Annotated in this window: 14 protein-coding genes; 7 read left to right on the top strand and 7 right to left on the bottom strand. The window is 66.3% G+C overall.

Annotation, left to right across the window (positions count from 1 at the left end):
• The first annotated feature begins 21 nt into the window (after positions 1-21).
• Positions 22-1146, top strand: coding sequence for a TDT family transporter (locus tag G6N32_RS19970; protein ID WP_232077195.1), 1125 nt, complete (start codon positions 22-24; stop codon positions 1144-1146).
• Positions 1147-1229: 83 nt separating this feature from the next.
• Here the strand turns inward: G6N32_RS19970 and G6N32_RS19965 are convergent, their stop codons facing one another.
• A complete protein-coding gene (locus tag G6N32_RS19965; protein ID WP_115321516.1) occupies positions 1230-2279 on the bottom strand; it encodes a cupin domain-containing protein in 1050 nt (349 codons plus the stop codon).
• Between the two features lie 71 nt (positions 2280-2350).
• Positions 2351-2764, bottom strand: a complete 414-nt coding sequence (locus tag G6N32_RS19960) for a VOC family protein (protein ID WP_115322030.1) — start codon at positions 2762-2764, stop codon at positions 2351-2353.
• 79 nt (positions 2765-2843) lie between these two features.
• Here G6N32_RS19960 and G6N32_RS19955 point away from each other — a divergent pair, with 79 nt between their 5' ends.
• Genes G6N32_RS19955 through G6N32_RS19945 form a run of 3 tightly spaced genes read left to right on the top strand, consistent with a single transcriptional unit; the run spans position 2844 to position 5617 of the window.
• Positions 2844-3746, top strand: coding sequence for an LLM class flavin-dependent oxidoreductase (locus G6N32_RS19955; protein WP_232077807.1), 903 nt, complete (start codon positions 2844-2846; stop codon positions 3744-3746).
• 19 nt (positions 3747-3765) lie between these two features.
• On the top strand, positions 3766-4935 hold the full coding sequence (locus G6N32_RS19950; protein ID WP_115321514.1) for a lactate 2-monooxygenase: 1170 nt from the start codon (positions 3766-3768) through the stop codon (positions 4933-4935).
• 4 nt (positions 4936-4939) lie between these two features.
• Positions 4940-5617, top strand: coding sequence for a pyridoxamine 5'-phosphate oxidase family protein (locus G6N32_RS19945; RefSeq protein ID WP_115321513.1), 678 nt, complete (start codon positions 4940-4942; stop codon positions 5615-5617).
• On the opposite strand, the gene G6N32_RS19940 is transcribed toward G6N32_RS19945, so the two are convergent.
• The 5 genes from G6N32_RS19940 to G6N32_RS19920 all read right to left on the bottom strand — a co-directional run bounded on the left by G6N32_RS19940 (position 5562) and on the right by G6N32_RS19920 (position 10198).
• The gene (locus tag G6N32_RS19940; RefSeq protein ID WP_197935750.1) at positions 5562-6989 is read right to left on the bottom strand and encodes an MFS transporter; all 1428 of its coding nucleotides are present in this window, start codon (positions 6987-6989) and stop codon (positions 5562-5564) included. The two genes, G6N32_RS19945 and G6N32_RS19940, sit on opposite strands and share 56 nt — an antisense overlap.
• A 42-nt stretch (positions 6990-7031) precedes the next feature.
• Positions 7032-7175, bottom strand: coding sequence for a hypothetical protein (locus G6N32_RS19935; protein ID WP_163789347.1), 144 nt, complete (start codon positions 7173-7175; stop codon positions 7032-7034).
• 27 nt (positions 7176-7202) lie between these two features.
• Positions 7203-7430 (bottom strand): hypothetical protein, encoded by a 228-nt coding sequence (locus G6N32_RS19930; protein ID WP_115321512.1) that lies wholly within the window; start codon positions 7428-7430, stop codon positions 7203-7205.
• 74 nt (positions 7431-7504) lie between these two features.
• Positions 7505-8833, bottom strand: a complete 1329-nt coding sequence (locus G6N32_RS19925; RefSeq protein ID WP_115321511.1) for an APC family permease — start codon at positions 8831-8833, stop codon at positions 7505-7507.
• A 42-nt stretch (positions 8834-8875) separates the two neighbouring features.
• Positions 8876-10198: a flavin monoamine oxidase family protein gene (locus G6N32_RS19920; RefSeq protein WP_115321510.1), complete on the bottom strand. Its 1323-nt coding sequence runs from the start codon at positions 10196-10198 to the stop codon at positions 8876-8878.
• Positions 10199-10300: 102 nt separating this feature from the next.
• Here G6N32_RS19920 and G6N32_RS19915 point away from each other — a divergent pair, with 102 nt between their 5' ends.
• The 3 genes from G6N32_RS19915 to G6N32_RS19905 all read left to right on the top strand — a co-directional run bounded on the left by G6N32_RS19915 (position 10301) and on the right by G6N32_RS19905 (position 13585).
• Positions 10301-11164, top strand: coding sequence for an ion transporter (locus G6N32_RS19915; RefSeq protein WP_115321509.1), 864 nt, complete (start codon positions 10301-10303; stop codon positions 11162-11164).
• 147 nt (positions 11165-11311) lie between these two features.
• Positions 11312-11635 carry a hemophore-related protein gene (locus tag G6N32_RS19910; RefSeq protein ID WP_232077193.1) on the top strand — a complete coding sequence of 108 codons (324 nt, stop codon included), beginning with the start codon at positions 11312-11314 and terminating at the stop codon, positions 11633-11635.
• 339 nt (positions 11636-11974) lie between these two features.
• A complete protein-coding gene (locus G6N32_RS19905) occupies positions 11975-13585 on the top strand; it encodes a PfaD family polyunsaturated fatty acid/polyketide biosynthesis protein (RefSeq protein WP_115321508.1) in 1611 nt (536 codons plus the stop codon).
• Positions 13586-13592 lie beyond the last annotated feature (7 nt).

Raw genomic sequence — 13592 nt, 5'->3', positions numbered from 1 at the left:
ATGCCGTACCGTCTGTTGCTTATGGCAACACCGCAGACCCGGGTCGAAGTGCTGGGCAACATCGGGCCCAACTGGTTCGCATCGGTGATGGGCACCGGGATCGTCGCGACCGCGGGCGCGACGCTGCCGCTGCAGTTTCCTGGACTGCGCGGCTTCACCGAGGTGGTCTGGGTGATCGCCGCGGGGCTACTCGTCGTGCTGATCGCGATTGTCGGCCTGCATTGGCTGCGCCATCCGACGGTTGCCCGCACCCATGCCCGTAATCCGCAGATGGCGCATTTCTACGGTGCGGCACCGATGGCGCTACTGACCGTCGGCAGCGGTGCCGTACTGATCGGCCGTGATCTGATCGGCGAGCGGCTCGCCGTCGACCTGGACTGGGTGCTGTGGACGGCCGGCACCGTGGGTGGGCTGTTCACCGCGGTGAGCATCCCATTCCTGATGTTCACCCAGCACAACGTCGAACCCGACGCCGCATTCGGCGGCTGGCTGATGCCGGTTGTGCCGCCGATGGTCTCGGCGGCCGCCGGGGCGTTGCTCATCCCGCACATGGCGCCGGGCACGGGGCGCACCACCATGCTGTACGGCTGCTACGCGATGTTCGGACTGTCCCTGGTTGCCGCGTTCATCATCATCACACTGATCTGGAGTCGCCTGGCGCTCTACGGAACGTCCGGCACCGCGCGGGTTCCCACGCTGTGGATCGTGCTCGGTCCGCTCGGCCAATCCATCACCGCCGCAGGACTTCTCGGCCACGTCGCGGCATCGGCCGTCGAGCCCGAGCTCGCCGCGGGCCTGAATGCGTTCGCCGTCATCTTCGGAGTTCCGGTGTGGGGCTTTGCGATCCTGTGGATCGCGCTGGCCGCCGCACTGACGATTCGCACGCTGCGCCGGGGTATGCCGTTCGCCCTGACGTGGTGGAGCCTCACCTTCCCGGTGGGCACCTTCGTCACCGGCACCACTCAGCTGGCGGTGCACACCAACCTGCCCGCGTTCGAGGTCGCGGCGGTGGTCGCCTACGCCGGGTTGCTGAGCACCTGGCTGCTGGTTGCGGTGCGGACCGCACGAGGCAGCCTGCGGGGCAATCTGCTCAACCCGCCGCCCGCCGCCGGGCCGATCCGCGCCCAGAAGGACCCCGCGCGCTAATCAGCTAGCGCCCAAACCGACGATTCGCCGCGAAAGTTCGAGTGCCACGCGGGGAAAACGTCGATCTCGAGGTGCTTCGACAACTAGTCGCGTGGATCGAGCGGGTTGACCCGGTTGACGATCAGCGGATCAGCCTTGGTGAACGGGAAATTGGGCAGATCGTCGATGTGAACGTTGAACGTCGCAGCGAGCACTTCGCGCGAGTACGCGCTCGCCGACGCCCGATACCCGATATCGCCGGGGGTGGGCTGGTCGAAGAAGATCGCGAAATGCAGGTCGGGAGCATCGAACACTTCGATGTGGTGCGGGTAGGCGCGAGGGATGAAGTACATGTCACCCTGCTCCAGATACCAGGTGTCCAATGTTCCGTCGGGGTTCATCACGGTCATCCGCGAACTTCCCGACGCCACATAGCCCATCTCCGCGGTGATCGGATGCCAGTGGGGTTCGCGCATGCCGTCCTCGCGGATTCGAAGGGAGTACATCGACATGTCCTTGAGTGCGGGCCAGAATTGGACCCGGGCCAGGCGTGCCGATCCGACCGCGCTGCCGACCGGCGGGCTTTGGGCTTCGACCCCGAATTTGTGCGGATCGTTGAAGTGAGCGGTGCTCGGAACTGACGGATCGCCCACGCGCGCCGCCAGTTTCCGGTCCGTGGTGTCGCGGCGGATCTTCGCGAAATCCGAGGCCGGCAGGTCGTAGGTGTTACCCAGCACCGCATCTGTCATCGCGCCGAACGCGGCGCCGAGGCCGAAGTCCTCGGGCCGCTCGTGCCGGAACGACAGGATGAACTCGGCAGGCTCCTCGCCGATGTTCTCGATGTGGTGCAGCGACCCTGAGTCGACGTGGAACATCTCGCCGGCACCGATTGTGAACGACGAAAATTGGCTGCCGCTGTCGAGCACCGACACCAGCGATGTTCCCGACACGCAGTACGCCAGTTCGTTGGCGTTGGCATGCCAATGCGGCGTGCGCATCGCACCGGGATTGATCACCAGGCGTTTGATCGACAAGCCGGACAGGATAGGCAGGTTGTCGGCAGTGACGCGGCGGATCGAACCGAGGTCCGATTCTTCGACGATCTCACCGTCGAGCAACGACATGGAATGTTCGCTGCGCTCGAGTTTTGTCATCTGACTGCACCTTCCGTTGGGCGAACGTGACGACGTGACAAGCTCACTGCTCAAGGACGTTCGGTTGGGCGTTACTTGCGGGCGGTGAGCTCCAACGCGATGTTGTCGGGATCGCGGAACTCAAGGATGTAGGCCACGCCGATGTCCTTGATCTGCTCGTGCTCGATGCCGAGGGAATCAAGGTGGGCGGCGGCTTGCTCGAGGGCGTCCAGGCTGGGCAGCGTGAAGGCCAGGTGGTCGAGGCCGACCCGGTCCTCGTCGAAGGCGCCGGTGCCGGTGGGTCGCAGCCCGATCAGGTTGTCGCCGATGTTGTAGATGACTCCACCGAAGAGGAACGAAAGCTGCTCGCGAGTCGCTGCGTCGGCGTTCGCCGGCAGCTCGGCGTAGACCGGCCAGCCGAACACGCTGTCGTAGAACCGGCGGGAAGCCCCGATGTCGGTGACGGTCAGCCGCACGTGGGCAACGGCGGAAGTGGTGATCGGCATGTGCTCCATCCTGTCAGTAGGTCGGATCGGCGCGGGTGGTCGCCCGGGGCGTGCCAGAATCGCGAACGTGCAGATTGGCATGACATTGCCGGTGATGGAACCGGACGTTGACGCAGACATCCTCAAACGCTGGGCGCAAACGATCGACGAAGGACCGTTTTCCTCGCTGTGTTGGGGGGAGCGGATTGCATTCGGCAACCCCGATTCCCTGACCCTGCTCGGCGCCCTGGCCGGCTGGACCGAACGGGTGCCGCTGGTGGCCACCGTCGTCGTACCCCAGCTGCACGACCCGGTGATGCTCGCCAAGGGGCTGGCGACCGGGGATCTGCTGTGTGGCGGACGGCTGACCGTCGGCCTGGGTGTGGGCGGCCGGCACGAGGACTACCGCGCCGTCGGCGCCGACCCGAAGACACAGACCATGCGTGACATGGCCGAGCGGGTGGCCATCATGCAGCGGGTGTGGGCAGGGGAGAAGATCACCGATTCGGTGCTGCCCGTCGGACCCAGCCCCGCCCGCGAAGGCGGACCACGGCTGCTGGTCGGCACCACCGGGCCCAAGACGGTGCGCAGCGCCGCGCCGTGGGCGGAGGGTCTGGCCGGTATCTCGATGGATCTCGACCTCGAGAAGGAGAACGCTTTGTTCGACGTCGCCCGCGACGCATGGGCCGCCGCGGGCAAGCCCAAACCCCATCTGGCGACGTCGTTTTGGTTCGCACTCGGCGAGGGCGACGCGCCCCGCCAGCAGGTCATCGATCATCTGCGTCACTACATGAACTGGATACCGCGAGAGATCGTCGACGTGATCGCCCCGACCAGCGGTTGGGCCGGTACCGAGGAGGAGCTCGTCACGGTACTGCGGGGCTTCGCCGAGATCGGGACCGACGAGGTACACCTCATCCCGACCAGCAGCGACATCGAGCAGGTGCGCCGGGTCGCCGAGCTGGTCGGTGAGATTTCCGCCCACACGGGAGTTTCGGCGTAGAACTGCGAGAGGATGACCGATGACCCAGCCGTACGGCAACTATCAGATCGAGATCTACTTCCAGGGTCTGACCGGTACAGTGCCCAGCCTGCCGATGTCGTTCGACGAGTTGGAAGCCCGTGCCGCCCAGGCCCTTCCGCCGTCGATCTGGTCCTACGTCGCCGGCGGCGCGGGTGACGAGCGCACCCAACGGGTCAATGTCAGCGCCTTCGAACAGTGGGGCTTGATACCACGCATGCTGGTCGGCGCCACCGAGCGCGACCTGTCCGTCGAGCTGTGGGGACGGCGCTGGCCCGCGCCGGTGTTCATGGCGCCGATCGGGGTGATCGGGCTGTGCACCCAAGACCACCACGGCGACCTCGCCGCCGCGCGGGCGGCCGCCCGCACCGGGGTGCCGATGTGTGTGTCCACGCTGACGATGGATCCTCTGGAGGACGTCGCTGCCGAATTCGGCGACACGCCAGGGCTTTTCCAGCTGTACACCCCCACCGACCGTGAGATGGCGGAGAGCTTCGTGCACCGCGCCGAAGCCGCCGGGTACACCGGCATCGTGGTCACCTTGGACACCTGGGTGCCGGGCTGGCGGCCGCGCGACCTCTCCACCGCCAACTTCCCGCAGCTGCGCGGCATGTGTCTGTCCAACTACATCAGCGATCCCGTCTTCCGCGCGAAGGTCGATGCCGACATCGACGCCGACCCCCGCAACGCCGTGCTGGCCTGGGTCAGCAATTTCGGAAACTCGTTGACGTGGGAGGACTTGACCTGGCTGCGATCGCTGACGTCGTTGCCGCTGATCCTCAAGGGTATCTGTCATCCCGACGACGCCCGGCGCGCGATCGATGCCGGTGTCGACGGCATCTACTGTTCCAATCACGGCGGACGGCAGGCCAACGGCGGCGTGCCGGCCATCGATTGCCTTCCCGATGTGGTGGCGGCGGCGGGTGACGTTCCGGTGCTCTTCGATTCCGGAATCCGTTCGGGCGCCGACATCGTCAAGGCCCTGGCGCTGGGCGCCAAGGCCGTGGGTATCGGGCGCCCCTATGCCTACGGCGCGGCGCTGGGCGGCACCGACGGGATCGTGCACGTGCTGCGCTCACTGTTGGCCGAGACGGACCTGATCATGGCCATCGACGGCTACCCGACGCTGGGGGACCTGACCCCCGACGCGCTGCGGGCCGTGCGACAGTAATCCCATGCCGCAACCGTCTATCAGGGTCAGCCGCCTGCCGGAGAAGCAGAACACCGAACGTGCGCGCCTCGACGAGCTTCTCGATGCCACTCCGCTGGCGACCGTCGCGTTGATCCGGGACGGGCACCCGATGATCTTCCCGATAGGCTTCGCCCGGATCGGCGATGAACTGGTGATCCACGGATCGACGGGCTCGCCCTGGCTGCGCCAGCTCGCCGACGGTGCGGCGGCCGCGGTCTCGGTCACCGCCCTCGACGGAGTCCTGGTGGCGCGCAGTGGCTTTGAGTCGTCCTTCCAATTCCGCAGCGCCACACTGTTCGGAACCTTCGTCACGATCGAGGAACCCGACAAAACCCGCTATCTCGAGACGCTGACCGACACTTTCATCCCGGGCCGGGTGGCGGAGCTTCGCGCGAGTTCGCGCAAGGAGCTGGCCGCGACCATGGTGCTGCGGATGGAGATCAGCGATGACAACTGGTCACTCAAGATCGGCGATGGGTGGCCCGAGGACGATGAGGGCGACGTGGCTGCCGGGGCATGGGCGGGCGTGGTCCCGCTGACATGCGTTTACGGCGAGCCGCGCCGGGCGCCGGACTGCGATCCCGCAACGCCGGTGCCGCCGTCGGTCAGGGCGATGACTGGTGAGCTGTCGAACCGGCGGGGGCGGCAGTTTCGTCAGTGAACGGTTTCGGGCGGAGGATCAGACTGAAAACCAGTGCCACGACGCCGATTCCGACCGCAAACCAGAATGCCTGCTGGAACGTCGAATCCGTTCCCGAGCCGACGATCGGTCCGGCCCAGGCGAAGCCGAGGGTGAAGCCCATTCCGTAGCTGGCGTTGGCGATGCCGGGCAGCGCCCCCGGCGCCTCGTCGGATGCCTGCAGGACGCCCAGTGAGCTCAGCGGTGTGAGTATCACTGCGGTGCAAGTGAATCCGAAGACCACCATCAGCGCCGCAACCGCATATTTGTGGTCGGCGAACACCGCCATCAGCGCGACCACGACGATCGACGCCACGATCCCGGCTCGCAGGACGGTGACGAATCCGATGCGTACCGCCAACCGTCCGATGAACGGTGCGGTGATGACCTGCACGACCGCACCGGGGGTCAGGAACAACAGGGCGGTCATCGTCGCGTTGAGACCGAAGCCGGAGTCCGGGTCTTCGGCCATCGCGGGCACGATGAAGCCGAGAACCACCATGAAGGACCCCATCACCAGAATGGTGACGACAAGCAGCGGCCAGGCCTCACGCGAACGCATGTGCTTGAGAGCGACGAGGGGATGGTCCACTCTCCTGTCGACCACCACCAAGGCGAGGAAACCCACAACGGCGGCCGTCAACCAGATGAGCGCGGGCGTCGACCCCCACCCCTGGTGGCCGCCGTTGGACAAGAACATGGTGAGTCCGGCGACGGTCAGGCCGATGAAAACGGCACCGATCCAGTCCATCCGGCCCTCCGCGCGGGCAGCCTCGTCAGCGGGAACCCATTTCCACACGAAGGCGACGGCGATGAGACCGACCACGAGGATCAGGGCGAAGATCGAACGGTAGCCGAACGCGTCGGTCATGATGCCGGCCAGGAACGCGTCGCCCCCGGCCACCCCGCCGTTGATGGACGCCATCACCCCGCAGCACACACCAAACGTGGCTCCGGACAGGCGTGCTCGAAGAATCAGGAAAGCAAGACCGTAGGTGATGTTGGATGTGCCCTGCAGGAACCTGCCGACCACGACGACGGGGAGTGAGGTGCTCAGGCACAGCGCGGTCCCGATGCACATCACCACCACGATGCCGATCAGGACGCGCTTGCGTCCGATGTAGTCACTCCAACGGATCAGCACGACGTTGGCGAGCGCCCCGGCCAGGTAGAACGGGGTCGACATCGCGACGAACGCACCAGGTCCCAGGGTTTCGTTGATGTCTCGGACGGCCGGCGCCAGCATGGTGGCGTTCAGCGAGAACGACATCAGCGAGAAGACCAGAGCGGCCACCAACAGGACGATCTGCCTGCGAGACAGGGAATCCGTCTCGGAACTGGGCGGCTGGCTCACGATGGATGCATCGTAAGTGACGACGTCCCGTCGCGCCGCTGTTCAGCTGGGGTTTTTGGGCCCGAGCAGATTGCGCCAGAATGTCCGGAACCACTCGGGAAACGCGACGTCCTCGCCACGGTGTTCCGGCGGCGGCGTCGCCGGCTGGTCGGGCCGATCGGGCTCGGGTGGGATGGGTTCGGTCACGGTGTAGCCCACCGTATCGGAAGGGGTCTACGCGGACAGCTCATCGGTGGGCTGCGCGGCGATCGCAGCCAACCACTCGGCGCTGACGGTCAGATCGTCGAGTTGGCGGTCGATACCCTCCACCCGGTGGGACAGTTCGCGCAGCTGGCGCGCCAGCCCAGCCCGTTCGCGGACCAGCTTGGCCCGTAACCGCTCGACCATCACCAACAACGACTGAGCCTCCGAGCTGGTCGGGGTTTCGGCGGTCGCGGTCATCGGCGTCTCCTAGGGAGAAAGGAGATATTCCCATACCCCCAGCCCGTGGTCGCTGAACATCGAAATTCGGCGAATCAGTCGGCACTGTCGCTGTTCGCGGCACGGCGGGCGGCGACCAGATGCAAGAGCAGGCCGACCGCGAGCAGGATCGCGCCGAAGAGCCAGACCTTCGCACTCTGCTGGGTGAGCAACAGCAGGCAGGACGCCACGCCCAGCACCGGCACCGGCGTCCACACCTGGAAATGCGAGTGGTTCACGGTGTCGCGGCGCAACACCAGGACGGCGACGTTGGTCGAGATGAAGACGAACAACAGCAGCAGCACAACGGTTTCGGCCAACGTCGACAGCTCGCCGATCGACGTCAGCGCCATCGCCGCGACGGTGGTGGCGACGATCGCCGCCCACGGAGTGCGCCGATTGGGCAGTACTGCGCCGAGTGCACGAGGCAGCAGGCGATGCTCGGCCATGCCGAAGGTCAGCCGGCTCGCCATGATCATCGTGAGCAGCGCACCGTTGGCGACCGCGACGAGCGCAATCAGACTGAACACCGTGTCGGGTATGCCGACGCCCGACGCGGCGACCACCGACAGCAGCGGGCCCGACGATGTCGACAATTCCTCCGACGGCAGGGCGATGGCGCTGGCGAGCCCGACCAGCGTGTACACCACACCCGCCGTGAGGAGCGCCCCGAACAGTGCCCGCGGGTAGACCCGGCTCGGGTCACGAATCTCCTCGGCCACGTTTGCCGACGTCTCGAACCCGACGTACGAGTAGTACGCCACAATCGCCGCACCCAGGATCGCCAGCGCCGGCGACGAGTCCGGCGGGAAGGCGGTCACCCGCGAGACATCCCCGCCACCGCGGCTCATCAGGACGGCGACCGTGACCACCACGATGATCAACCCGCTGAGCTCGACGACCGTCATCACGGTGTTGCTCTTGACCGACTCGCTGATACCCCGGGCATTGAGGCAGGCCACCAGCAGCAGGAAGACGACCGCGGCCGGCACCGCGGGCACGTCGATGAACGTCTTGAGGTAGTCACCGGCGAATGCCAGCGCCAGGCCGGCCGCACTGGTCACGCCCGCCGCGAGCATGCTGAACCCGACGAGGAAAGAGATGGCCGGGCGGTGGAAGGCACGCTCGGCGAAGACCGCCGCCCCGCCGGCCCGCGGATACTTGGTCACCAGCTCGGCGTAGGAGCCTGCGGTGCACAGCGCGAGCAGCATCGCGATCAGCAGCGGTGCCCACAGCACCCCGCCGACTTTCTGGGACAGCACACCCATCAACGCGTAGACGCCCGCGCCGAGCACGTCGCCGAGGATGAACAGATAGAGCAGCGGCCCGGTGATCTTGCGTTTCAGCTTGGTGTCGGTAGCGCGCGCCAGCGCGTCGGCAGTCATGGCGTGGGGGATAGCCGCTCGGCGGCAAAAAACACCGACGAACTAGGCGAGGACGCGATCGGCTTCCCGCAGGCCGCTCAGGTAGGCGCCGTGGACCGTGCCGAACCACTCAGGATTGGTGGCCTCGCCGGCGAACATCAGCCGCTCACCGACGGGCTCGCCGAGAGCGTGCATGTCGTCCGGGCTCGACCCGACGGCGATGAAACTGTATGAGCCCCGGGCGAATCGGTCGGTTCCCCACGTCGTCACGATGGACCCGGTGGGCTTGGGGGCGTCGATCGCGGTGATCAGTTCGTCCACCGCGTCGGCATCCGACATCGACTCGCGCGACCAGGCGGCCCGCCCGCCGCGCAACCCCACCAGTAGAGGTTTGCCGGCGAAGACGAGTCCATTGACCAGATCGGTGACGGGCTGGTTGTCCCCCACGAGGCCGATCATCGGCGTGGTTTCCGGCCAGAAGGGCGCATCGAAGGCCACGACCACCTTGTTCAACAGGCCGAACCCGAGGCGCTCGATGGCGCCCCGCTTGACCTCGGGAAGCGGGGGGTCGAAGGCGATGGTTGCGGCCTTGAGGACTCCGAGTGGAACGGTGACGATCACCCGATCCGCGGTGACGGTGCCCTGCGCGGTGTCGATGCGGACCTGGTTGCCGCCGTGCGCGATGCGGGTGACCTCGGTGCCCAGACGGACGTCGAGGCCCTTCGCGAGGTGCTGGGACAACTGGGTATAGCCGCCGGGAAGTATGACGTCAGGACCCGTGAACTGTTCTTCGCTGCCCAGCCAGCGCAAGGACAACTGGGCCGGGTCGGCCGCGTACTCGCCCGCGATGCGTGAGGTGACGTTCCACGCGACCAACGGATCGTCGAGGTTCGCGATCCCGATCAGTCCGTCGGCCACCGACTCGTCGGCCGAGGCGTCACCGCTGCGATCGTCGAGTTCGCGGGCGATCCGGTGCCAGTCATCCGCCGACGCCGCGGCGGCCTTTTTGTCGACGAGCCGGTGATCCTCGAGCAGGACGAAGTCCTCGAAATCGGTCGGTACCGTTTTTGCCCCGACGTCGTGGGCCAGCGTGGTGAGGGGATTGCTCTCGGTGCCGTGGATCCACGAGGCGCCGATGTCGATCGGCACGCCGAGCGAGGTGTCGGTCCACGTGCGGCCACCGATCCGGTCCCGAGCTTCCAGCACGGTCACCCGCAGACCGGCGTCGGCCAGCTTCCGCGCGGCGGCGAGTCCGGAGAATCCGGCGCCGACGACCACGACATGATCGCGGTCCTTGTCGTTCGTGCCGCCGCACCCCGGCAACAGTGGAGTGGCCGCGAGCGCGCCGAAGCCCAACAGGAACCCGCGGCGCCCGACCCCACGCATGGCGGTGACGCTAGACGCCCTTCCCGGGCGATCGCGCCCGATTCGCCGATGTCGCCAGCGGGTCGGCCGGGGGTTCGTGCTGACCTTTGCTATGCACTAAGCGTGCAACCCACCACAGCGCCCGAACCGCTGAGCCCCAAGCCAGTGCCGACCGTCGTGGCGCTGTGCCGACGGCTGGTCGGTAATCCGGTCTTCGAAACCCTGATCGTGATCGTGATCTTGATCAACGCCGCGATGCTGGGGGCGGAAACCTTCCCCACGGTGTCGGACGGACTCGACCACGCCTTCGATGTGGGCTACAACGTCATCCTCGCGATCTATGTCGTCGAGTTGCTCATAAGGTTCACCGCGGCCGGGTGGAACGTTCGGGAGTTCACCAAGACGCCGTGGAACATCTTCGACTTCATCGTGATCGCGGCGTCCTTCATCCCGGGCATGCGGACGACCGCGATGCTGTTGCGTCTCGTGCGACTGGCGCGGATCGTGCGCATCATCCGCTTCCTGCCCGACCTGCACGTGGTCATGGGCGCGATCGCACGAAGCATCCCCGGCGTGGCGTCGCTCGCGGCCGCCACCGCGCTGCTCATCTACATCTACGGGATGCTCGGCTGGGTGTTCTTCGGCAACTACGCTCCCGAGCATTTCGGGAACATCGGCCGCGGGATGATGACGATGTACGTGATGCTGACGCTGGAGAACCTGCCCGAGAACGTGGACATGGGACTGAAGGTGTCGCCGTGGTCGGTGCTCTTCTTCATCAGTTACACGGTCATCCTCAGCTTCCTGGTGTTCAACCTGTTCATCGGCATCGTGCTCAACTCGATGGAGGAAGCACGGGCAGCCGACCGCAGGCAGCACGAGAGCGATGACCTGCTCGAGCGGTTACGGCTGGCGCGTCAGGCACTCGAGGATGCCGAGCGGGAACTGCAGCGCACGCACCGGGACGACCGTAAACCGGGCCTGTGAGCCTGCCGCCGGCTGTGAGTTGAGGCGTTTTCCGCACGACGCAAGAGCACCGTGATTAACTGGCGGCTTCTCAAGATGCGGCAGTTGTGGCAAATAGAAGGGCACTCGTCCATGAACTCAGAGCGGTGCTTACGACGAGTCGTCGTTGTGGGAAGTCTGATCGCACTATTTCCGCTCGTGCCGGCGACGCCCGCCTCGGCGGACCCGATCATGGATGCGCTGGCTAACACCTCGTGTACCTACGCGCAGGTGACGGCCGCCTTGAATGCGGAGGCACCGGCCCTTGGTAAACAGCTCAACGGACGGCCCGATATGCAGGCCAATATTCAGCAGTTCCTCGCCATGTCCCCCGACCAGCGTCAGCAGGCGCTGGCCCAGCAGCAAGCGGTGAACCCACAGTTGAATGCGCTCATCTTCGCGCAGATCGGCCCACAGATTACGCAGGTCGCGAACACCTGCATGAATTACTGACTCCGCGTTTGGCCGGATTCCGGGTTGGCCGGGACCGTTGCGCCGGGGAGCCCAACCGCACACCGTAAACGTGGTTATGGCATTTGCGCCCAGCCATGACGGACCTGGCCAGGACGGTCGTGATTTCTGAGAATTCTGTCACCACCTGTTTTGCTGCACTCCGGACGACGGAATTCGTTGAACTGGGGATAAAAGCACCAGCGACATATCGTTTCGGCAACGGTGCCGGCGAGCGTCGGCGTAGGGTCGTCTCAGAGTTACCGCCGGGTAGGCCGCCGGGGGCATGAACGTGTTCTAAAACCAAGATTTGTCGCGCGCGTAAAGCTAGAGTCGCACCTCATGCAGGCGACGTTGGCTAACTCTCATCCGACCAATGGCGCCTCTTCGGCGTTGCTCGATGGGTCGGACGTCACCGAGGCGCTCGCCGCAATCCGCAGTCCGGTCGCAGTCGTGGCCTCGGCGCACGGGCCCCGCACGGTGGTTCTCGACGGCGCCGGCGTGCTGACGCCGGAGCTCATGCGCCACGACATCCTCGCGGTCTTGCCACCGATCTATCCCGAATGGCTCGGCGACCGGAGTTTCACCGCGACGCATGGTGTGCGGTTCCCCTACGTCGTCGGCGAGATGGCCCGCGGTATCGCTACGCCCCAGATGACTGTCGAGGGTGTGCGCGCCGGGGTGATGGCGTTCTATGGAAGTGCCGGGCTGGATCTGGCAACCGTGGAAGCGGGCCTGCGTGAAATTCAGGCCGCGCTCGGTCCGAACGCCAGCGGGTGGGGCGCCAACCTGATCCACAATGTCCAGAGCGACGGCGTCGAACTAGCGACGGTGGATCTGTTCCACCGGCTCGGTGTCCGCTACGTCTCCGCCTCGGCGTTCATGCGACTCACGCCCGCCGTCGTCCTCTACGCGGCCAAGGGGCTGCGCCGCGACGCACACGGACAGGTCGTGCGGTCCGGGCACATATTCGCCAAGGTGTCCCGCGACGAGGTCGCCCGCCAGTTCCTCTCGCCCGCCCCGGAAGCGATGTTGACCGCACTTGTCGCCGAGGGCCGGCTCACCGCGGAAGAGGCCGCGCTGGCCGCCGGCATCCCGATCGCGGAAGACATCACCGCCGAGGCGGATTCGGGCGGCCACACCGACAACCGCGCGCTGACTGTGCTTCTCCCGCGATTGATCAGCCTGCGCGACGAGATCGCCTCCACCTATCGCTATCCGGTTCTGCCGCGGGTCGGTGCCGCCGGCGGGTTGGGGACACCGGCGGCGGTCGCCGCCGCCTTCGCCGCCGGAGCCGCGTACGTGCTGACCGGTTCGGTCAACCAGTCTGCGGTGGAAAGCGGTCTCTCGCCGGATGCGCGAGCGCTGCTCGGAATGGCCGAATCGACCGATGTGGCGATGGCGCCTGCCGCGGACATGTTCGAGATGGGCGTGACCGTGCAGGTCCTCAAGCGCGGCACCATGTTCGCTCAGCGCGGCCACCGGCTGGCCGAATTCTATCGTCGCTACTCCTCACTCGAGGAGGCGCCGGCCGAGGAACTCGCGAACCTGGAGAAGACGGTCCTCGGCCGCAGCGTCGCCGACATCTGGGCGGACACCGAGGCGTTCTTCGCCAAAAGTGACCCGCGGCAGGTGGAACGCGCGGCGGCGGATCCGAAACATCGCATGGCGCTGGTGTTCCGGTGGTACCTCTTCACGGGTTCGCAGTGGGCGCGCGACGGAAACACCGCCCGCCGCGGCGACTATCAGATCTGGTGTGGGCCTGCGATGGGTGCCTTCAACCAATGGGTTCGGGGGAGTTTCCTCGAGCCAGTGGAAGCGCGGACGGTCCGCCAGATCGCGCTCAACCTGCTCGAGGGAGCCGCGACTGTGACCCGTGCCGGCCAGTTACGGGCAGCGGGCGTCGCGATGCCTGCTGCCTCCTTCGATTTCCGTCCACGTCCTCTCGGATAAGGGTTAT

It is taken from the genome of Mycolicibacterium aichiense (genome assembly GCF_010726245.1).
GTDB lineage: Bacteria > Actinomycetota > Actinomycetes > Mycobacteriales > Mycobacteriaceae > Mycobacterium > Mycobacterium aichiense.
The sequence above is the reverse complement of the archived record's forward strand: the minus strand, read 5'-3'. Positions and strand labels throughout refer to the sequence as shown.

Bases quoted from the DNA above. Each gene is read 5' to 3' on its own strand.
- G6N32_RS19970 (WP_232077195.1), top strand. From the start codon at position 22: ATGGCAACACCGCAGACCCGGGTCGAAGTGCTGGGCAACATCGGGCCC.
- G6N32_RS19965 (WP_115321516.1), bottom strand. From the start codon at position 2,279: ATGACAAAACTCGAGCGCAGCGAACATTCCATGTCGTTGCTCGACGGT.
- G6N32_RS19960 (WP_115322030.1), bottom strand. From the start codon at position 2,764: ATGCCGATCACCACTTCCGCCGTTGCCCACGTGCGGCTGACCGTCACC.
- G6N32_RS19955 (WP_232077807.1), top strand. From the start codon at position 2,844: ATGACATTGCCGGTGATGGAACCGGACGTTGACGCAGACATCCTCAAA.
- G6N32_RS19950 (WP_115321514.1), top strand. From the start codon at position 3,766: ATGACCCAGCCGTACGGCAACTATCAGATCGAGATCTACTTCCAGGGT.
- G6N32_RS19945 (WP_115321513.1), top strand. From the start codon at position 4,940: ATGCCGCAACCGTCTATCAGGGTCAGCCGCCTGCCGGAGAAGCAGAAC.
- G6N32_RS19930 (WP_115321512.1), bottom strand. From the start codon at position 7,430: ATGACCGCGACCGCCGAAACCCCGACCAGCTCGGAGGCTCAGTCGTTG.
- G6N32_RS19925 (WP_115321511.1), bottom strand. From the start codon at position 8,833: ATGACTGCCGACGCGCTGGCGCGCGCTACCGACACCAAGCTGAAACGC.
- G6N32_RS19920 (WP_115321510.1), bottom strand. From the start codon at position 10,198: ATGCGTGGGGTCGGGCGCCGCGGGTTCCTGTTGGGCTTCGGCGCGCTC.
- G6N32_RS19905 (WP_115321508.1), top strand. From the start codon at position 11,975: ATGCAGGCGACGTTGGCTAACTCTCATCCGACCAATGGCGCCTCTTCG.